This is a genomic window from Microbacterium sp. B19(2022) (assembly GCF_012030385.1).
Taxonomy (GTDB): Bacteria; Actinomycetota; Actinomycetes; order Actinomycetales; family Microbacteriaceae; genus Microbacterium; species Microbacterium oxydans_B.
The window spans coordinates 1-19,476 of sequence record NZ_JAAUVO010000014.1 but is presented as its reverse complement, the minus strand read 5'-3'; the positions used below and the strand labels follow the sequence as shown (position 1 = coordinate 19,476).

The 19,476-nt window shown below is 67.2% G+C and carries 18 protein-coding genes; 13 read left to right on the top strand and 5 right to left on the bottom strand.

Translation table 11 applies throughout. The features are described 5' to 3' along the window. Positions 1-202: 202 nt before the first annotated feature. On the top strand, positions 203-817 hold the full coding sequence (locus tag HCX50_RS13400) for a hypothetical protein (RefSeq protein ID WP_167634728.1): 615 nt from the start codon (positions 203-205) through the stop codon (positions 815-817). A 96-nt stretch (positions 818-913) separates the two neighbouring features. On the opposite strand, the gene HCX50_RS19930 is transcribed toward HCX50_RS13400, so the two are convergent. After that, the gene (locus HCX50_RS19930) at positions 914-2,389 is read right to left on the bottom strand and encodes a LuxR C-terminal-related transcriptional regulator (RefSeq protein ID WP_167634734.1); all 1,476 of its coding nucleotides are present in this window, start codon (positions 2,387-2,389) and stop codon (positions 914-916) included. Between the two features lie 224 nt (positions 2,390-2,613). On the opposite strand from HCX50_RS19930, the gene HCX50_RS13390 reads away from it, so the two are divergent. The 9 genes from HCX50_RS13390 to HCX50_RS13350 all read left to right on the top strand — a co-directional run bounded on the left by HCX50_RS13390 (position 2,614) and on the right by HCX50_RS13350 (position 11,336). Further along, complete coding sequence (locus tag HCX50_RS13390) at positions 2,614-2,988, top strand: SHOCT domain-containing protein (protein ID WP_091036735.1); 375 nt, start codon at positions 2,614-2,616, stop codon at positions 2,986-2,988. Between the two features lie 29 nt (positions 2,989-3,017). Further along, the gene (locus tag HCX50_RS13385) at positions 3,018-3,974 is read left to right on the top strand and encodes a DUF1214 domain-containing protein (protein ID WP_167634733.1); all 957 of its coding nucleotides are present in this window, start codon (positions 3,018-3,020) and stop codon (positions 3,972-3,974) included. A 31-nt stretch (positions 3,975-4,005) separates the two neighbouring features. Continuing rightward, positions 4,006-4,848 (top strand): tyrosine-protein phosphatase, encoded by an 843-nt coding sequence (locus HCX50_RS13380; RefSeq protein WP_167634732.1) that lies wholly within the window; start codon positions 4,006-4,008, stop codon positions 4,846-4,848. After that, positions 4,845-7,148 (top strand): arylsulfatase, encoded by a 2,304-nt coding sequence (locus HCX50_RS13375; protein ID WP_337749676.1) that lies wholly within the window; start codon positions 4,845-4,847, stop codon positions 7,146-7,148. Before HCX50_RS13380 ends, HCX50_RS13375 begins: the two co-directional genes overlap by 4 nt. A gap of 20 nt (positions 7,149-7,168) precedes the next feature. After that, positions 7,169-8,008, top strand: coding sequence for a helix-turn-helix domain-containing protein (locus tag HCX50_RS13370; RefSeq protein ID WP_167634731.1), 840 nt, complete (start codon positions 7,169-7,171; stop codon positions 8,006-8,008). 321 nt (positions 8,009-8,329) lie between these two features. Next, positions 8,330-9,541, top strand: coding sequence for a hypothetical protein (locus tag HCX50_RS13365; RefSeq protein WP_140403379.1), 1,212 nt, complete (start codon positions 8,330-8,332; stop codon positions 9,539-9,541). Positions 9,542-9,685: 144 nt separating this feature from the next. Continuing rightward, positions 9,686-9,982, top strand: coding sequence for a hypothetical protein (locus tag HCX50_RS13360; protein ID WP_140403378.1), 297 nt, complete (start codon positions 9,686-9,688; stop codon positions 9,980-9,982). 29 nt (positions 9,983-10,011) lie between these two features. Next, the gene (locus HCX50_RS13355) at positions 10,012-10,449 is read left to right on the top strand and encodes a hypothetical protein (RefSeq protein WP_091036715.1); all 438 of its coding nucleotides are present in this window, start codon (positions 10,012-10,014) and stop codon (positions 10,447-10,449) included. Next, a complete protein-coding gene (locus HCX50_RS13350; RefSeq protein WP_091036712.1) occupies positions 10,446-11,336 on the top strand; it encodes a hypothetical protein in 891 nt (296 codons plus the stop codon). Before HCX50_RS13355 ends, HCX50_RS13350 begins: the two co-directional genes overlap by 4 nt. 69 nt (positions 11,337-11,405) lie before the next feature. Here HCX50_RS13350 and glnA read toward each other — a convergent pair whose 3' ends face one another. Further along, on the bottom strand, positions 11,406-12,830 hold the full coding sequence (gene glnA / locus HCX50_RS13345; RefSeq protein ID WP_091036709.1) for a type I glutamate--ammonia ligase: 1,425 nt from the start codon (positions 12,828-12,830) through the stop codon (positions 11,406-11,408). Between the two features lie 148 nt (positions 12,831-12,978). On the opposite strand from glnA, the gene HCX50_RS13340 reads away from it, so the two are divergent. Beyond that, positions 12,979-13,407, top strand: a complete 429-nt coding sequence (locus HCX50_RS13340) for an RDD family protein (RefSeq protein WP_029262829.1) — start codon at positions 12,979-12,981, stop codon at positions 13,405-13,407. 9 nt (positions 13,408-13,416) lie between these two features. Here the strand turns inward: HCX50_RS13340 and HCX50_RS13335 are convergent, their stop codons facing one another. Then, positions 13,417-13,908 (bottom strand): ATP-dependent zinc protease family protein, encoded by a 492-nt coding sequence (locus HCX50_RS13335; protein ID WP_205820314.1) that lies wholly within the window; start codon positions 13,906-13,908, stop codon positions 13,417-13,419. A gap of 20 nt (positions 13,909-13,928) precedes the next feature. On the opposite strand from HCX50_RS13335, the gene HCX50_RS13330 reads away from it, so the two are divergent. Further along, the gene (locus tag HCX50_RS13330; RefSeq protein WP_029262827.1) at positions 13,929-15,116 is read left to right on the top strand and encodes a RimK family alpha-L-glutamate ligase; all 1,188 of its coding nucleotides are present in this window, start codon (positions 13,929-13,931) and stop codon (positions 15,114-15,116) included. A gap of 60 nt (positions 15,117-15,176) precedes the next feature. Here HCX50_RS13330 and HCX50_RS13325 read toward each other — a convergent pair whose 3' ends face one another. Next, positions 15,177-15,887, bottom strand: a complete 711-nt coding sequence (locus HCX50_RS13325) for a DUF4191 domain-containing protein (RefSeq protein WP_091036703.1) — start codon at positions 15,885-15,887, stop codon at positions 15,177-15,179. A gap of 164 nt (positions 15,888-16,051) precedes the next feature. Between HCX50_RS13325 and HCX50_RS13320 the strand changes: the two genes are divergently transcribed. Beyond that, a complete protein-coding gene (locus HCX50_RS13320) occupies positions 16,052-17,563 on the top strand; it encodes a hypothetical protein (protein WP_167634730.1) in 1,512 nt (503 codons plus the stop codon). Positions 17,564-17,577: 14 nt separating this feature from the next. On the opposite strand, the gene sucB is transcribed toward HCX50_RS13320, so the two are convergent. Beyond that, a complete protein-coding gene (gene sucB, locus HCX50_RS13315) occupies positions 17,578-19,317 on the bottom strand; it encodes a 2-oxoglutarate dehydrogenase, E2 component, dihydrolipoamide succinyltransferase (protein ID WP_167634729.1) in 1,740 nt (579 codons plus the stop codon). Between the last annotated feature and the right edge of the window lie 159 nt (positions 19,318-19,476).

Sequence of the window (19,476 nt, the reverse complement as noted above, 5' to 3'; positions counted from 1 at the left end):
TCCCAATGCGAGCATGACGGTGGCCGGCCGAACTCCCATTCGCGGCCGCCGCAAGAAGAGCGCGGAACCCGCCGCGCGATCCACACGGCTCCAGCGGGTGTGCCGATGTCGTCGATGTTCCGCGCGGTCAGCGCCACGCGTCGCCACGTCGCGCCACCGTGCTTCCGTGTGGGCAGCGCCGACCCCCGAGGAGAACATCGAGATGAACGAGAACGAGAACCAGCGCGGTACCGGCTTCGACCGCCGCACCGTGATCAAGGCGGCGGCCTGGTCTGCACCGGTCATCGCTGCAGCCGTCGCCACCCCGCTCGCCGCCGCGAGCGAGAACACGCCCGACCCCCAGCCGCAGCCGGCCCCCGGCGGAGGCCTCTCGTCCTGGCAGGGCGGCACCTCCGTCCAGACCTGGACGGCCACACAGCCGAACCGCGTCCAGGTGAACACGGGACAGACCCTCGGCTTCAACGCCTTCGACGGCACCACCGGCAACATGGAGCCGGCGGGCAAGTTCACGGCGGGGACCGCCACCGTCACCGTCGCGTGGGGTGCCGGTAACGGCGTGACCAGCCCGGGCAGCTACCGCCTCCAGGAGCAGGACCTCCACGGATGGACCCGCGTCGGATCGCTGCCGGCTGACGGCACCTCTGGGAGCGTGACCTACACCTACAGCGGCGTGCTGAACGGCGCGGAGAACCTCGTCCAGCTGCCGGTGCTCTGGCTGCTGCCCTCCGCGGGGGGTGCGCTCGTCGACACGTACGTCACCACCACGCTCTCGTCGGACTTCCTCAGCGAGAAGACCTCCGGCTCGAAGGTGCCGTAACCACCGCGTATCGACGTTGTGATCGCAGAAGCGCCCGCCGGGATGACCGGCGGGCGCTTCGTCGTCGTGCGCGTCTTCTCCCACGGCGCGTGCGCATCACCGGCCGATGGGCGAGCGGACGGCCTCACGTCGGGTGGTCACACCGAGCTTCCGGTAGACCGAGCGGATGTGCGTCTTCACGGTCGGGTAGGCCATGCCGAGGTGCGTGGCGATCTCGTCGGCCGTCATCGTCGTGCGCAGGCACCCGAGTACCTCGCTCTCACGCGGTGTGAGCACGCCGGCGAGGCGTCGCGACAGCTTTCCTCGTCGCTCCAGGACGACGGCGAGGAAGGGATCATGACGTGATCCCCGATGCGCGTGTGCGCTGAGGAGGTCGCCGATCAACGGATCATCCGACAGGAACGGGGCAAGTATCCGCTCGGAGGCGGCTGCCTCCAGCGCTCGGTCCAGGAGCTCGTGAGCTTCCGGCCCCCGACCGGCCGCAGAGCGCAGCGCGGCGGAGGTGATCAGCGTGCTCACGCGCGCGTACCGCGGCAGAGCACCGGCAGACGCCAACCGCAGCGCCTGAGCGGCGAGCGCAGGCTCGTCGAGGACCCGGTAGAGCTCGGCCAGCACCGCGTGCGCGACGGCGGCACCGGGTCGTGTCAGCGCGGGGGCCGCGATGGTTCGCGCACGCTGATCATGCCCCTCCGCATGCGCGAGCAGGGCGGAGACCACCCGTCGCAGGGTGTCCCACGGAATGCCATGCTTGTCGGCCCTGCTCACCCCACGGATCAGCTCGGATGCCGCGTAGTAGCGGTCATCGCGCCGCAGCGCGACGAGGCTCATCACCAAGTAGAGGCGGGCGAGGGCCTCGAAGTTGTGGCCGGGAGCGGTATCGGCGACCGCAGGATCCAGGTGGCGGATCGCCTCGTCGAAGTCGCCACGCCAGTAGGCGATGGTTCCGCGATTCACCTCGGGGAGGCCGCCTTCGAAGACATCCCAATCGGACGGCGCCGGCGCGACCGGGAGCGCGTCGAGAGTCTGCTCGGCCTCGGCGAAGAGCCCGGCGTGGGTCAGCGCGAAGGCGAGGTTCGACTGGGCGAGCCGGAAGGTTTCCGTTCTGTCGTGCAGGCGCGCCTCGGCCGCCGCGGAGCGGAGCAGTGCGATGGCCTCGCCGAGGTCCCGCCGGAGTCGAACCTCGGTCCACCCCAGCAGGAAGAGCGCGGAGGGATAGTCATCCTCCGGGCCGCATCGGGTCAGGGCCTCGCGGGCACGGTCGGCCGCGGCGGCCTTCGCGGAAGCATCCGTGGCGAGAAGGAGCTCGGTGAAGCAGACGACGAAGTCCTCTGCGGCGACGCTCAACCCCTGACCTCGAAGGAATGACGCGCCGTGGGAGTCGCCGAGCAGGTCGCGGCAGCACGCGCGGATGAGGAGGACGTGCGCGTCGTGCGGGTCTGGTTGAGCGAGACAGAGCTGCTCGAGTTCGCGGGTCCGGGACTCGAGGATGAAGCGGAGCCAATTCCGGCGCAGCGCCGTACGGGCGAGCGCCGGATCAGTGGGGGAGATGTCCTCGCGGACGGCGTCGATCACGCGTCAACGATATCGGCGCCGAGACAGGCGAGGGCGGACCGAGGGCGGCGGATGGCTCCGGCTCTCATCCGGCGAGGATGAGAAGCGCATTCCGAGGGTGCGGGACTGGCCAGAATTTCAGCGACGCTCGTGTCTTCGGCCAGACCGCAGGACGAGCACCCGACACTGCTCTTCATCCTCGCGGGACGCGAATGCGCTCCGGCGGGAGAACGGAATCAACAGACATGCTCTTCTGGGAAACGCTCGGCTGGATGCTGTGGGCGACCGTCTTCATCGGCTACCTGTTCGCCCTCTTCGCCATCATCGCGGATCTGTTCCGTGACCGTGGCCTGAACGGGTGGTGGAAGGCCGTGTGGGTCGTCTTCCTCATCTTCCTGCCGTTCCTGACGGTGCTGGTCTACCTCATCGCTCGCGGCCAGGGCATGGCCGAGCGGAGCAGCAGGGCAGCGCGCGAATCGACGGAGGCGACCGAGTCCTACATCCGCCAGGTCGCCGGCAAGACCGCCACCGAGGAGATCGAGGCCGCGGCCCGACTCCGCGATGCCGGCGCGATCAGCTCCGAGGAGTTCGACCGGCTCAAGGCCAAGGCTCTCGCCTGAGGCCGTCGACACCGACAGCAGGGAATCTCATGTCCGCAACGAAAGTGACCGTGCGCGACTTCGCCCGCGCCGAGTCCGACCTCATGTTCTCCCGGTTGGCGGCCGGAGTCGGACTCGGCGCGTGGAATCACAGCCGCGGCCTGAAGTCTCTCGATGATCAGCCCATCATCCGGCAGAACCGCGACACGCTCTACAGCAGCGCCGTCATCGATGTGCGCGAGGACGTGACTCTCACGCTGCCGGACACCGCGGGACGCTACATCTCCGCCTTCGTCGTGAACCAGGATCACTACGGTCCGCTGCTGCTGCGGGACGCCGGTGCCCACGTGCTCACCCGTGACGCGGTCGGGACCGACTACGCGGTGATCCTGGTACGCATCCTGGTCGATCCGAACGATGCCGCCGACGTCGACGAAGTGAACCGCCTCCAGGATGCGATCGTCCTGGAAGGCGGGGGCGCGGGGGAATTCCCGATACCCGCGTACGACGAAGCTTCCCACGCAGAGACGCGCGACGCGCTCCTCACCTTGGGACGCGGCGTCGCCGCCTACGACCACGCGTTCGGCACGAGGGCGGAGGTCGACCCGGTCATGCATCTGCTCGGCACCGCCGGCGGCTGGGGCGGTCTTCCCGAGTATGAGGCCACCTACACCAGCGTCGACGAGGGTCTGCCCGTGGCCGACTACCGGTTGCGGCTGGAAGACGTGCCCGTCGATGCCTTCTGGTCGGTGTCGCTCTACAACGCCGCCGGCTACTTCGAGCTGAACACCCTCGGCGTGAACAGCATCAACAGTCTCACGGCGGTCGCAGACGACGACGGGGGAGTGACCATCCACTTCGGTCCTGACCCGGTCGACCTCCCGAACGCGCTGCCGATCATGCCGGGCTGGAACTACACGCTGCGGCTCTATCGTCCGCAGCAGTCGGTCCTCGACGGGAGCTGGGTTCCGCCGCGCCCCGAGCCGGTACCGACTGACGCACGATGACGACGGCCGAAGAACAGAAGGAGAAGAGTCGATGACCAATCCGATCACCCGCCGCGTTCCGTTGCGCAGCGCCCCGAACCTGCGTGACCTCGGCGGGCTGCGCGCGGCCGGGGGAGTCGTCCGGACCGGTGCCGTCTATCGCTCGGCCACACTCGCTCGGCTGGAAGGCGATGACATCGAGGCCTTCCTCGGGCTGGGCATCACGACCGTCTATGACCTCCGTACGGTCGGCGAGCGCAGCGCGTCACCGGATCAGTTGCCCGACGGGGTGCGGCTCGTCGGCCTGGACGTGCTGGCCGACAGCACCACGGATGTCGCAGCGGGCGTCGGTCAGCTCGCCAGTGACCCCGCCGGGCTCGCCGCGACGCTCGGAGACGGGCGCGGCGTCGAGCTGATGCGAGATTCCTACCGGAACATCGTGAGCCTCCCGTCCGCCCTCGCGGCCTACCGGGCGTTCTATCTCGACCTCATCGATCCGGCTCGTCGTGGTGCGGCGCTGTTCCACTGCACGACCGGCAAGGACCGCACGGGGTGGGCGGCGGCCTCGCTGCTTCTGCTGCTCGGGGTGAACGAGGGTGACGTCCGCGCCGACTACCTCGAGACCAACACCGACCTGCTGCCCGCTCTGCAGCCGCTTCTCGCCGCTGCCGCAGGGAGGGGTGTCGACACGAGACTGCTCCTTCCCGTCCTCGGCGTGCGCGCCGAGTATCTCGATGCGGCCATCGACGAGGCACGGACGAGGTTCGGAGGAATCGAGGGGTATGCCGTGGAGGGGCTCGGTCTCGATCTCGCAGATCTCGCCGCGCTGCGTCGACGGCTCATCCTGCATGACGACGACGCGCCGCTGTCGACCGATGAAAGGCGCTCCTGGTGAATCCGCAAGACGTCCTCCCGTTCCCGCCGACCCCGTCCGCGAGCGTTGCGGGCCGCACGATGCAGGAATCTGTGTACGGCCAGCGGGCTGCTCCGTCTCGGCTGCCCGATGACGCTCCGAACATCCTCATCGTCCTGATCGACGACGCCGGGCCCGGTCTTCCCGACACCTTCGGTGGTGAGGTGCGCACCGACACGCTGTCCCGCGTCATCGACGAGGGAATCGGCTTCAACAGGTTCCACACGACGGCGATGTGTTCGCCGACGCGGGCGTCTCTGCTCTCCGGTCGCAATCACCATCGGATCGGGAACGGACAGATCGCCGAGCTGGCGAACGACTGGGATGGGTACGCGGGCGAGATACCGCGTTCCAGCGCCCTCGGCGCCGAGGTGCTGAAGGACTACGGGTACTCGACCGCCGCATTCGGTAAATGGCACAACACGCCCGCCATCGAGACCGGAGCCACCGGGCCGTTCCACAACTGGCCCTCCAGCATCGGGTTCGAGTACTTCTACGGCTTCCTCGCGGGTGAAGCCTCGCAGTATGAGCCTCACCTGGTGCGCAACACCACGAGCGTCCTGCCGCCGAAGACCGCTGCCGAGGGGTACCACCTCAGTGAGGACCTCGCCGACGATGCCATCGGCTGGCTCCGCGACCACAAGGCGCTGGCTCCGGACAAGCCGTTCTTCCTCTACTGGGCCTCCGGCGCGATGCACGGCCCGCATCACATCATGAAGGAGTGGGCGGACAAGTACTCGGGACGATTCGACGGTGGCTGGGACGAATACCGCGAGCGGGTCTTCGCGCGTGCCAAGGAGAAGAACTGGATCCCCGAATCGGCGGAGCTGACCGAGCGGGACGCGCGGATGCCCGCGTGGGATGACATCCCCGAGGACGAACGGGAGTTCCAGACCCGGTTGATGGAGATCGCCGCAGGCTTCGGAGAGCACGCCGACGTGCAGGCGGGTCGAGTCATCGACGAGATCGAGGCGCTCGGATACGGAGACAACACCCTGATCATGTACATCTGGGGCGACAACGGATCGTCAGGAGAGGGGCAGAACGGCACGATCAGCGAACTGCTCGCACAGAACGGCATCCCGTCGACCGTGCAGATGCACATCCAGGCGATGAACGAGATGGGCGGTCTGGATGCTCTCGGCACCGCCAAGGCCGACAACATGTACCACGCGGGATGGGCCTGGGCGGGAAGCACCCCGTACAAGGGGATGAAGCTGCTCGCCTCCCACCTCGGGGGCACTCGCAACCCGTTGGCGGTGCGCTGGCCGGCGCGGATCGCCCCGGACCCCACACCGCGGTCTCAGTTCGTGCACTGCACGGACGTCGTTCCCACCCTCTACGACGTGATCGGGATCACTCCGCCTCGCGAGGTCCGCGGCGTGCACCAGGATCCGATCGACGGATCCAGCTTCGCCGCGGCGCTCACGGACCCGGAGGCCGAGGAGACCCACGTCACCCAGTACTTCGAGATCCTGGGCAGCCGGGCCATCTATCACGACGGGTGGATGGCGTCGGCCTTCGGTCCCCGTGCCCCCTGGGTTCCCGGACTGCCGGAGGGGATCGCTGACTGGAGCCCCGACCAGGATGCGTGGGAGCTGTATCACCTCGACGAGGACTGGACGCAGGCGCACGACCTCGCCGACGAGCATCCCGAAAAGCTCGCCCAGCTCAAGGAGCTGTTCGCCATCGAGGCGGCGAAGAACAGTGTCTATCCCGTCGGAGGCGGCCTCTGGGTGCCGATCTATCACCCCGAGTTCCGCATATCGACGCCATACCGGAGCTGGAACTTCACCGGCAGCCTTCGACGGATGCCGGAGTTCATCGCACCGGCGCTGGGGAACCGCGCGAACAGGGTGACGATCGACGCATCGCTGCCGGAGAAAGCCGAGGGAGTGCTCTACGCGCTGGGAGGCGCCGGGGGAGGCCTCACGTGCTACCTCGACGACGGCTACCTCTGCTACGAGTACAACACGTTCATCGTGCACCGCACCAAGATCCGGTCCGTAGAGCGGTTGCCTGCGGGGCGCGCCGAGATTGTCGTGGAGACGAGCTATCTCGAAGCGCGGCCGGCCGGACCGCTGCGCATCGACATCTCGCTCGACGGACGGCAGATCGCGACCGGGACCGTGCCCGTCAGCGTCCCGCTGCTGTTCACCGCCAACGACTGCCTCGACATCGGCGTCTGCCTGGGCGGTTCCGTCTCGCTCGACTACTTCGACCGTGCGCCGTTCGCCTTCACCGGTGAGATCCACGCGGTCGACGTGATCTATACGAGCTGACACCGGCGGTCGAGGTGGAGGTGCTGAAGCAGAGCCTCAGGCACGGGTGGAGTTACGACGCTCGACCGCAGGTCTACGAGTACGACGAGACGGCCACCGATGACTTCGGGTTCGCGCGGCTGTGGAGCGGGGGGATGAGTACTGCGCTCCTGAGCCGCGAGGGGATCGTCCATGTGGCGGCGATCGTGGAGGGAACCGCCGAGGTGACGGTGGACGGCAGCAAAGTGCAGATCGAGGCGGGGCAGATCATCCTGCTCGACGGCGACTCCGCACTCCACGCCCACTCGCCGAAACCGTGGGCGCGCTACGGCTGGTTCTTCCGCGACAGCATCCTGCGGGGGCGGGAGTATCGCCGCCTGATGGGAGAGCCGCGGTCGATCACGCGAGAGTCCCTCCTCGCCATGACCTCTGTGGCCAACACATCGCTCGATGCGAACCGGGCCGGGGTGAAGCCCTCCATCCACTCTCGGATCGCGATGGAGCATCTGGCCGCCGCTGCGGCCTATGAGCATTCGTCCCGGTCCCGAACTGATCCTGTTCACCGAGATGGCCTGTTCCTCGCCGCGCAGACGCTCATCTCCGAGCGGTTTCGCGACCCCGCCCTGACCGTCGAGGTGCTGTGCCGAGATCTCGCCGTGAGTGCCAGTTCACTGCATCGCGCCTATCAGCCGATGGGCATGAGCCCGCGGAGAGAGATCGAGCGTCATCGCGTCGCGGAGGGTCTGCGCCGGCTCGCATCCGACGACGGGAAGCACGGTCCCTCGATGGCGGACATCGCCGCCGAGTCCGGATTCACCTCCGTCGTCACGATGCGACGTGCGCTCACGAGGGCGGGACATCGCGCGCCCCGCGGGAACTGACCGCTCCCACGCTCGTCGCTGTCTCGCGGGCTCGGCGTGCCCGAAGGCAAGCCTCGACGGAACATTTTCTGTCACGACGAACCTCTTTGTCGCAGATGCCGCCCCCGCTCTTCAACCGGGAACGTCTTGTCGAGAAACTGACACTGCTTCACCACCTGTCGTTGGAAAGCCGGGATGGAGCAGCACCCGAATCCGTGACGAAAGGCAACCAGCGCTGTGAACGAATCACCCTCCGAGTCCACGAGCGACGTCACTCAGGCGACGACGAAAGCGGGACTCTCCCGTCGCGTCGTTGTCCAGGGTGCCGCGTGGAGCATCCCCGTGATCGCGGCCGCCGTTGCCACACCACTCGCTGCAGCCTCGGGAGACGGCGCCCTGAGCTTCACCCTTCGCGCCTATGCCGGCACCGCCTGCACGGAGATCACGAACGTCCAGGCCACCCTCACGAACTCGTCCGGCGCACCGGATGCCGGCAAGCCGGTCACGGTCACCCTCTCCGATGGCTACACGTTCGCCGACGGCTCCACGACCTACACCGGAACGACCAACGCGAGCGGCAAGGTCACGTTGCCCGCTGTTCGGGTGCCGGCGACAGGAGGTGCCACGACGTTCTTGGCGTCGTCTGCAGCCCTCACAGCATCAGCACCTGGCACTGCACCCAAGGTGGGCGAGGCGCACATTTACGATCGCAGCACTGGCCAGACCTACACGTTCCCGACGGTTCCTGCCGGGTCAACGGCGATCGGCGACACGACGTTCTTGGCTTCCGACGGCGACTTGTACGTCGGAAATGTGCTCATCGCCTCCGGTGTCAGTTCCGTCGGTGCCCCTTCGCTCGACAACAGCAACAACTCGTGGACTCCCTACATGTCTTCGTCGGGTGTGGCCAGCATCTACAGTCGCGATGCTGGCCAGACCTACACCTTCCTCTCCGTCCCTGCAGACTCGAAGCCGTTGGGTGACACCGCATTCTTGGCACCCAACGGTGATCTCTACGTGGGGAACGTGCTCGTTTCAACCGGAGTTACTTCGGCAGGCGTCCCTTCTCTCGATTCCGGCAACAACTCCTGGACTCCTTACGTGTCGTCCGCTGGTGTGGCTGGCGTCTACAGCCGCGATGACGGCCAGACATTCACGTTCCCGGCGGTACCTGTCGGTTCGACGGCAATCGGGGATGCGACGTTCCTTGCCCCGAACGGTGACCTCTACGTCGGAAACTCGCTCGCTGCTTCCGGCGTCACCTCTGTCGGCGTCCCTTCGCTCGACACCAGCAACAACTCCTGGACGCCGTACATATCATCGACTGGAATTGCGAGTATCTACAGTCGGACCAACGGTCAGAGCTACACGTTCCCGTCGATCCCTCTCGGGTCAACTCCGATCTCGGACACAACGTTCCTCGCGCCTAACGGCGACGTCTACGTCGGGAACACACTTATCGCTTCCAACGTCACCTCCGTGGGCCTTCCGTCCCTGGCCTCGGGGAACGACACCTTCACCCCGTACGTGGTCGCCCCAGCCTGTGCGTGGTGATGCTCGCCGGTCCCGAATGACCGGCTAGAGCAGCGAGGACCTTCGGGAACGATGTTCGGCCCCCAGCCGGACTCGTTCCTGGAGGTCCTCGCGGTCGCGGGGGTCCGCGTGCCGGAAGGTACGACAGCGACGGAGGGGAGATCCGTGAACGGTGCAGACGGCTTCGACGATGCCTTCCGCTTCACCAAGAACGGCGCACGCCTCGCGAAGGACGGCACCGGTCTGAAGCGGAGCACCTACGTGCCGCCCCAGCGTCCGGCGCTGGTCGGGTCGCGCCGGGATCGTCGTCGTCGCCGCCGCCAGAAGCGACGTCTCCGCCGCGTGTATCGCGCTCATCGGTCGGAGAGACGCTGGGTCGCTCGGGTGAAGCGAACCGCCCTGATTCTGTTCCTTGTGATCAGTTCACTGCTGTGCGTGTACGCATTCTTCCTCTCCCGATGAGCTGGCGGTCCGAAACGAAAGGTCGTCTCATGCGCGTCCCCACACAGGAGACAGTCACGGTGTTCTCGATCCTGCCGGCATTCCCGTCCGAGGTCGTGGAGCCGAATGCCGCCCAGACCCTCGTCGCGATCGGTGCAGTCAGTCTGCTTCTCGCGTTGGTTTCCGCAACAGCGCTGGGCGTGGTGCGAGCCGTTTGCCTGCCTCTCGCGCCGGAATGGCGCTGGGTGCTCGCAGGAGTCTGGGGCGTGAGCACACTCGGCTCTGTGATCGCGGCCACCTCGACCTCGGCTTGGGGCGTCACGATCGCCGCAGCCGTCGCGCTCCCGTTGCTCTGGTTGGTGAGCCGGACGGCGGTGGTGCGCTCGTTCCTGGCGGGTGCGGGTGTCGCCACGAAGGAACCAGATGAAAACACGAAGATCACGACGCGCAGCGAGCCTGCAGCGCGCAACCGAAAGGAACAGAGTTGACGAACTCGAATGCCCCGCTCACCAATCGCCGGGCGGGGGTCGACCGGCGAACCGTAATCCGAGCTGCGGCGTGGAGTGCGCCGGTCGTAGCCATAGCGGTCGCGACGCCGCTCGCTGCCGCTTCGACGCAGCAGCCGGTACTCACCGTCGAGGTCAGTCCGTTCTCTGATGCGGACGCTCCCTACGGCACCCGCTCCGTGCGCATCTCGAACTCCGGCCCGGCCGGCTTCACCGGGCCACTCACTTTCCGGATGCCGGGCATGAACGTTGCAGCCCCATTCCTGCTCGGCGGTGCTGTGCACAGTCGCAGCGCCGACGAAGACATGTGGACCGTCCCTTCGATCTCGGTTCCGGTCGGCGAGACCGTCACACTGGCCCTCACCTGGCCCGGCCCCTTCCCGCTGACCCCGGAAACACAGCCCCTCACCGTCGCGACCGACCCCGAACGAGGAACGATCACCGACACCGGGAGCATGGAGATCACGTCTCCGTATCAGCACCTCTGGGCTGCGGTAACGCCCGGCGGCGATGGGTCACCGGGAGGCACAACGTCGATCTTCATCGGCAACACCACCGAGGCGCCGTACGACGCGCAGGTCTCGTCGCGCCTGCCGCTCTGGACGCTCCCGGTGGTGACGGCCGTGCCCCTATCTGTGAACGGCACGAGGTACCCGGGGGTCAAGACGCTGGAGAACAACCAGCTGCTCGTGGCTTACCCCGACATCCCGGTCTCTGTCGAAGCCCGCACCGGCAAGCAGCTCTTCACACTTCTCTGGGGACCGGGCGGTCTCGGAGCAAGCGGTCAGCAGCACAAGGCGCTCATCGCGCTAGGTGGGCTTCCGTTCCTCGGCGACGTCGTGATCCACTCCCGGTACCGCGTCGCGTGAAGTGACCCGTACGCGGAAGAGCCCGCCCCAGCAGAAGCTGAGGCGGGCTCTTCGAAATTCCTGCGGTCGTCAGACGCCGAAGTACAGCTCGTACTCGAACGGGTGCGGGCGCTGGGCCATCGGCAGGATCTCGTTCTCGTACTTGTACGAGATCCAGGTCTCGATGAGCTCCTTGGTGAACACGCCGCCCTCGAGGAGGAACTGGTGGTCGGCCGCCAGGGCGTCGAGCGAGTCGAGCAGCGAGTTCGGCACCTGGGGGATGTCCTTGGCCTCCTCGGGCGGAAGCTCGTAGAGGTCCTTGTCGACCGGCTCGTGCGGCTCGATGCGGTTCTTGATGCCGTCGAGGCCCGCCATCAGCTGCGCGGCGAAGGCGAGGTACGGGTTGCCGGAGGCGTCGGGCGCGCGGAACTCGATGCGCTTGGCCTTCGGGTTGGAGCCCGTGATCGGGATGCGGATCGCGGCGGAGCGGTTTCCGGCCGAGTAGACCAGGTTGACCGGAGCCTCGAAGCCCTTCACCAGACGGTGGTAGCTGTTCAGCGTCGGGTTGGTGAAGGCGAGCAGGGCCGGCGCGTGTGCCAGGATGCCGCCGATGTACCAGCGTGCGATGTCGCTGAGCTGGCCGTAGCCGGCCTCGTCGTAGAAGAGCGGCTTGCCGTCGGCCCACAGCGACTGGTGGGTGTGCATGCCCGAGCCGTTGTCGCCGTACAGGGGCTTGGGCATGAAGGTCGCGACCTTGCCCCACTCCTCGGCGGTGTTCTTGACGATGTACTTGAACTTGAGGATGTCGTCCGCCGCGTGGACCATCGTGTCGAAGCGGTAGTTGATCTCCTGCTGTCCACCGGTGCCGACCTCGTGGTGCGAGCGCTCGAGGATGAAGCCGGCGTCGATCAGCTTGAGGGTGATGTCGTCGCGGAGGTCAGCGGTCTTGTCGACCGGGCTCACCGGGAAGTAGCCGCCCTTGTACGGGGTCTTGTTACCGAGGTTGCCGCCCTCTTCTTCGCGGCCGGTGTTCCAGGCGCCCTCTTCGGAGTCGACGCTGTAGAAGCTGGAGTTCGAAGTGACGTTGTAGCGGACGTCGTCGAAGATGTAGAACTCGGCCTCGGGGGCGAAGAACGCCGTGTCGGCGATGCCGGTCGAGGTGAGGTACTTCTCCGCCTTCTTGGCGACCTGACGCGGGTCCTTCGAGTAGATCTCGCCGGTGCGGGGGTTGTAGATGTCGAACAGCATGACGAGGGTGCTCGCCTCGCGGAAGGGGTCGACGTACGCGGTGGTGACGTCGGGGATGAGCTGCATGTCCGACTCGTGGATGCTCGCGAAACCGCGGATCGAGGAGCCGTCGAACAGCTGACCGTCGGTGAAGAAAGCCTCGTCGACCGTCGATGCAGGAATGTTGAAGTGCTGCTGCACACCAGGGAGATCGGTGAAACGGATGTCAAGGAACTTGACGTCGTTCTCCTTGATGTAGGTCAGTACCTCGGACGAATCTTTGAACATGTACGACTCCTGTAATGCGGATCGATGGCTTCACGGCCACTCTGCAGAGTACGGACGGGGGATTTCTCTACGGTATCCGCTTTGTTTCGGGCGTGTTACAGGAGCCCGGGCGACGAAAGCGGCATTTGGCGCTCGGTAGGCTGGGGGAGTGACGGATGCTGTGAACACGTACCCCGGTGAGCGACTCGGACTCCCGGAGTCGGGTCCCGGCAGCATCGCCAGGCCGGGCCGCCGCATCGGGGCCCTGCTCATCGATTACCTCGCCGCGACCATCATCGCCACCGCATTCCTCGGCTACGACCAGTTCGCGCTTCCCACCGAAGCCGGGCTCACGCAGTTCGCGCCGATGCTCGTGTTCGCCGTGCTGCAGATCCTCTTCATCCCGACCGCGGGAGGCAGCCCGGGCCACCGGATCCTCGGAATGCGGCTCGTGCGCCGCGACGGCGCCTGGGTCGGCCTGTGGCGGCCGATCGTCCGCACCCTGCTGCTCGTCGTCGTCGTACCGGCGGTGATCTGGGACGCCGATCAGCGCGGCCTCCACGACAAGGCCGTCGGCACCGTGCTCATCCGCGCCTGAGCGCCGCGTTCAGATCTTGCCGCGGTTGCGGCGACGTGCCTCGCGGGGCGCTCGCCCTCCGAGGAACGATCGAGCCGGGTCGACCGAGAATCCCTGCCGCAGTGCTTCTCTTCCGATGAGCATCCGGAAGCCCATCTCGTCGCGATTGCTCAGCGTCACCTCGGCGAGCACTTCGCGGTCGACGAGGCGGATCAGCAGCTCCACCACGAGGCGCTGCTGCGCGTGCCCCGACGAGCTGCGCACGGCGCGCCGGTCGTGGACCGGGCATTCGACGACCACGGCGTCCTCTTGACTGTCTTGCCAGGGTTTGACCTTGAAACGGACCCAGGGCTGGTCGTCCTGTTCGAACTCGACGATGTCGAACGCGTGCAGTGAGGAGGTGCGCGCACCCGTGTCGATCTTGGCTTTCAACCAGTCGACTCCGAGATCGGGCAGGCTCACCCATTCTCGCCACCCCGTAAGGGTGTTTGAATGGGGGGTAGTCCTACTCACCTGATACATCCTGGCAGGAAAAATCCCCCGTGAAGATCGCAGTGCTCTCCCGTGCGCCGCAGGCGTACTCCACCCAGCGACTACGCGCAGCTGCGCTTCAGCGCGGACACAACGTCAAGGTGCTCAACACGCTGCGCTTCGCGATCGATCTCACCGCCGATGAACCCGACCTCCACTATCGAGGTCGTCAGCTCAGCGACTACGACGCGATCCTGCCCCGCATCGGCAACTCGATCACCTACTTCGGCACGGCCGTGGTCCGGCAGTTCGAGCAGATGGACGTCTACACGCCGAACACCGCGAACGGGATCTCCAGTGCACGCGACAAGCTTCGCGCGAACCAGATCCTGTCACGGCACAACATCGCGATGCCGCCGACGGCGTTCGTGCGCAACCGCGCCGACGTGCGCCCGGCGATCGAGCGCGTCGGTGGGGCACCGGTCGTGATCAAGCTCCTGGAGGGGACCCAGGGCATCGGCGTCATCCTCGCTCCCCAGGTCAAGGTGGCCGAGGCGATCATCGAGACGCTGCACTCCACCAAGCAGAACGTGCTGATCCAGAAGTTCATCTCGGAGAGTCGTGGGCGCGACATCCGGGCGCTCGTCGTCGGCGACCGGGTCGTGGCCGCGATGCGGCGTTCGGCCGCCGGAGACGAATTCCGCTCGAACGTGCATCGCGGCGGATCGGTCGAGGCCGTCGAGCTCGACCCCGTGTACGAGCGTGCCGCCGTCCGTTCCGCGCAGATCATGGGGCTGCGGGTCGCTGGCGTCGACATGCTCGAGGGCGACGACGGACCGCTGGTCATGGAGGTCAACTCCTCGCCGGGGCTGCAGGGCATCGAGACGGCGACGAAGCTCGACGTCGCCGGCGCCATCATCGACTACATCGCCGGTCAGGTCGCGTTCCCCGAGATCGATGTGCGCCAGCGGCTCACAGTCTCGACGGGATACGGCGTCGCGGAACTGATGGTGCATGGCGCCGTCGACCTGGTCGGCAAGACGCTGGGCGAGGCGGGCCTCTGGGAACGAGACATCACGGTCCTCACGCTCCACCGCGGCGTGAGCGTGATCCCGAACCCGCGCAAGCACGTTGTCCTCGAGGCCGACGACCGACTGTTCTGCTTCGGCAAGCTCGACGAGATGCGGTCGATGGTTCCCGAGCGTCGTCGTCGGCGTGCGAAGGTCCGTCGCCTGCCCCGGCAGCCGCTCTCCGAATGAACGAGAGCGCGGCCGCCCCCGGAGGAGGACGGCCGCGCTCTTCGTATCAGTGTGCTGAACTCAACGAGGTCGCTGTGAGCGCACCTTCGTCGGGTCGATCCCCTTGGGGATCGGCAGCGAGGACAGCGACTGCGAGACCGAGTCCACGCGGCGGATGACCGCTGCCATGGTGGTCTTGTCGATGGCCTTCGGAAGCTTCTTGATCGTCTTCGCCAGGTCCGCGATCGCGACCTCGTCCTCGCCGTGTCCGACGTAGAGGACCGTGACCGGCACACCGTGCGCGACACGCTGGGCCTTGCTGCGCTCCTCGTTGACGAGGCGGGTCAGGCGACCACGCGCGCCTTCGCCCACGACGACGATCCCCCCGCGACCGATGGTGCGGTACACCGCCTCCTGCGTCTTCGGGTTGATGCCGACGGGGGTCTCCGAGGCCTGCCAGCTGCGTCCGAGGCTGGTGCTGAGCACGTGGCCGGTGGCGCCGGGCATGCCGTCGATCTTCGTGTACATGGCCGACGTCGACAGGCGCGTCATGAGGAAGAGGGCGCCGAGGACACCCAGCATGAGGCCGGTGATGCCCCAGAGGATGAGCGTCCAGATCTGGAACGGCGGGATCAGGTATCCGGCGAGGAGGCCGATGAGGACGCCGCCGACGAGGATCGCGAGCTGTGCCCAGGGAAGCCACGCGTATGCCTCGCGGGTGAACCGGAAGAGGGACTTGATCTGGGAGAAGAACCCAGGACGCTTTTCGGGTTCAGGAGCACTCTTTGCCATGGAGACCAGCCTACCGAGTCCGCAGCCCTCGTGATGTCGCCGTTCGCGCGAAGCGGAGTCGGATGTGACGGCACTCTTCCTGCACATTCTCGCCATCGGCCGGAACCTGTTCACCATGGTCCCGATCGCGCAGATTCGGGTGTGCGCTCGGCTGTGATGGAGGAATGACAGACATCGGTACCCGTGACGTCCGGGGGACGGCCCTCGTTCCGGCCGCACATCGGGTGGTGCGGGTTCTCGACGCCGATGAGGGGCCGTTCGAGGGTGCGCTGGTCACTTCGGGGGACGGAGTGGCTGTGCGAGTGGACGCCTCGGCGCTCGAGGGGTGGATCGGATGGCGGTGTGCGGGAGCGGAGCATGTGGCCGCGCCGATCGACGTCATCCGACGCGGCGGAGGCCATGATGTGCTGCTCCCGTGGTGCACGGATCAGGTGCTGGGGTTCCTGATCCGCCGATCGGCCACGGGGGCAGTGCTGAAACCGGGGGAGTGCTGCACCCTCGTGATCAGCCTGCTGCGCGGTCTCGACGAGATCGGCGATGGTGCGGAGGGGCCGCGCACCGGTGCATGGTGGGTGACCGACGGTGGTCGGCCCGTGTTCGTCTTCGAAGTGCGGGGAGGAGCAGGGACCGATGCGCGAGCGGGAGCGGAGCAGATCGTCCGGAGATTGAGCGAAGACAGTACCGACAAGGTACTCACGCGGACGCTCACCGCGATTGAGAAGGGGCTGGAGAAGGCCTCCGCGCAGCCGCGTATCCCGCCCCGACTCCTCGACGTGTGGGAGCAGGAACTCCTGAACGTCGCAGCTCCTCAACCTCTCGATCGCGGGTCGCATGCTCCGGAACGGGCGAGGGAGATCGCGCGCGCGGTCACGTCTCCTGAGTCGATCCTTCCGCGGAACCGTCAGCGACTGCGGGCGGATCGTCGGCGCCCGAGCCGGGGGATAGTGACGACGGTCGTGACGCTCGCCGGCGCCTCGAAGGAGTCCTCCAGGATCGCGCTCGCGCGCATTACGGCGGGGGGCCGGCGGCGACGAGGGCAAAGCACGGGTGCGGCAGGGGATGCCGGAACGCGGTCGCACTCGCGGCGACGTCCGTTCATCCTGGCGGCAGCCCTGGCCGCCGTCGTGCTCGCCGCGGGGTTGCTCTGGCCGGAGGGTGGCGATCCGGGCGAGGCTGCTGATGCTCGAGAGCGGAGTGCGGAGGAACCGACTTCTGCTGCTTCAGGGGGTAGGCCATCGGCGTCGCCCGCGTCGGAGGATGCCGGCGAGGGCGAGGAAACCGAGGGGTCCGAAGAGAAGGCGGCCGCGGATGAGACCAGGGCGGCCGAAGATCCGAACAGGAGCAGCTCGTCGGGGGGAGACGATCCCGTGGCTGCAGCGGCTGCTTTGCTCACCACGATCACGGCATGCCGCACGCGGTCCGACTCCGTGTGTCCCGAGGCCGTGGCTCCAGGGTCTGACGGTGTGGTGAATGAGCTCGGGGCGGCGGAGGGGACCGCCGTCGAGCTGGTCGACGAATACGGGGACGTCGCCGTGGTGCGGCTCCAGGTCGATCATGCGAAGGAGGAGACGGGAGGGGGCGAGCCGCGAGAACCGGCGCACGTGATGGTCGTGCTCATCCGTGTTCAAGAGAAATGGCTGGTCCGCGACGTCTATGACGTCGCGGACCAGCCATGAGATGCTCTCTCGGTTCAGGCGCCGAGCTGAGCGGCGAACTGCGCCGACTCGAGGCGGGCCTTCACCGCACCCAGGAACCGTGCGGCATCCGCACCGTCGATGATCCGGTGGTCATACGAGAGCGCGAGGTACACGTACGAACGGATCGCGATCGCATCCGCACCGCCGACCTTCACGAGACCGGGACGCTTGACGACCGTGCCGGTGCCGAGGATCGCGGACTGCGGAAGGAAGACGACAGGAGTGTCGAACAGCGCGCCTCGCGAACCGGTGTTGGTCAGCGTGAACGTGCCTCCGGCAAGCTCGTCAGGCTTCAGCTTGTTGTCGCGCGTGCGGGCGGCCAGATCGGCGATCTCGTGCGCGATCTGTGCGATGTTCTTCGAGGCCGCGTCGCGGAGCACCGGCGTGAGCAGACCGCGCTCGGTGTCTACCGCGATCGACACGTTCTCGCTGGCCGGGTACACGATGTTCTCGCCGTCGACCGTCGCGTTCACGATCGGGAACGCCTGCAGTGCCTCGGCGGTCGCGAGCGCGAAGAACGGCAGGAACGACAGCTTGTCGCCGGTCTTCTCGAGGAACGAGGCCTTCACACTGTCGCGGTAGTCGGCCAGCGCCGTGACATCGACCTCGACCACCGTGGTCAGCTGCGCGGTCTGCTGCATGGACTCGACCGCGCGCTTGGCCAGAACCTTGCGCAGGCGCGACATCGGCTGCGTGGTGCCGCGCAGCGGAGACACCTCGAGCGGTGCCGGAGCCGGCGCCGATGCGGCTGCTGCAGCGGGTGCCGTGGCGGTCTCCGCGGCCTTGAGGACGTCTTCCTTTCGGATGCGGCCACCCACACCGGTTCCGGTGACGGATGCGAGGTCCACGCCCTGCTGTGCGGCAAGGCGACGCACCAGGGGCGTCACGTACAGGTTGTCGTTCTCGGTGGGCAGCGCGAGCTTCTGCGCAGCAGGAGCAGCGGCAGGTGCCGGAGCGGCGGCGGGTGCCGGAGCGGCGGCGGGTGCCGGAGCGGCGGCAGGTGCCGGAGCGGCGGCCGGTGCGGCGGCGGGTGCCGGTGCCTCGGCAGCCGGTGCCTCGGCAGCGGGTGCCTCAGCGGCCGGCGCAGCGCCGGAACCGACACGAGCGAGGACAGCGCCGACAGCCACGGTCTCATCTTCGCCGGCGACGATCTCCTGCAATACACCGGCGACCGGCGACGGGATCTCGGTGTCGACCTTGTCGGTCGAGATCTCCAGGAGTGCCTCGTCGACGGCGATGGTGTCGCCGACCTGCTTGAGCCAACGGGTCACGGTGCCTTCGGTGACGCTCTCGCCGAGCTCGGGCAGCACGATGTCGGTCGCGTCTCCGGCGGGAGCGGATTCTGCAGCCGGCGCCTCCGCGGCGGGTGCGGGGGCCTCCGCGGCAGGTGTGGCCGCAGCAGGTGCGGATTCCGCGGGCGCGGCCTCGGCGGGCGCGGCCTCAGCGGGTGCAGCCTCGGCGGCAGCAGGAGCGTCTCCCGCAGGGGCCGATTCGCTGCCATCACCGATTCGCGCGAGAAGCGCACCGACCTCGACGGTCTCGTCTTCGGCCACGAGGATCTCCTCGATCACGCCGGAAACAGGGGAGGGGATCTCGGTATCGACCTTGTCGGTCGAGATCTCGAGCAGGCCCTCATCCGCCTGCACGGTGTCTCCCACCTGCTTGAGCCAGCGGGTGACCGTACCCTCTGTGACGCTCTCGCCGAGAGCGGGGAGGACGACGGATGTGCTCATGACTGAGTCTCCTTCAAGAAGTTGTATGACGCTTGTCTAGCTTAGTGACTCGGGCACCGGTTGGTGCTCAGAGGGCGTGCAGGGGCTTGCCGGCCAGTGCAAGGAAGGCTTCGCCGAGTGCCTCGCTCTGGGTCGGGTGGGCGTGGATCAGGGGGGCGA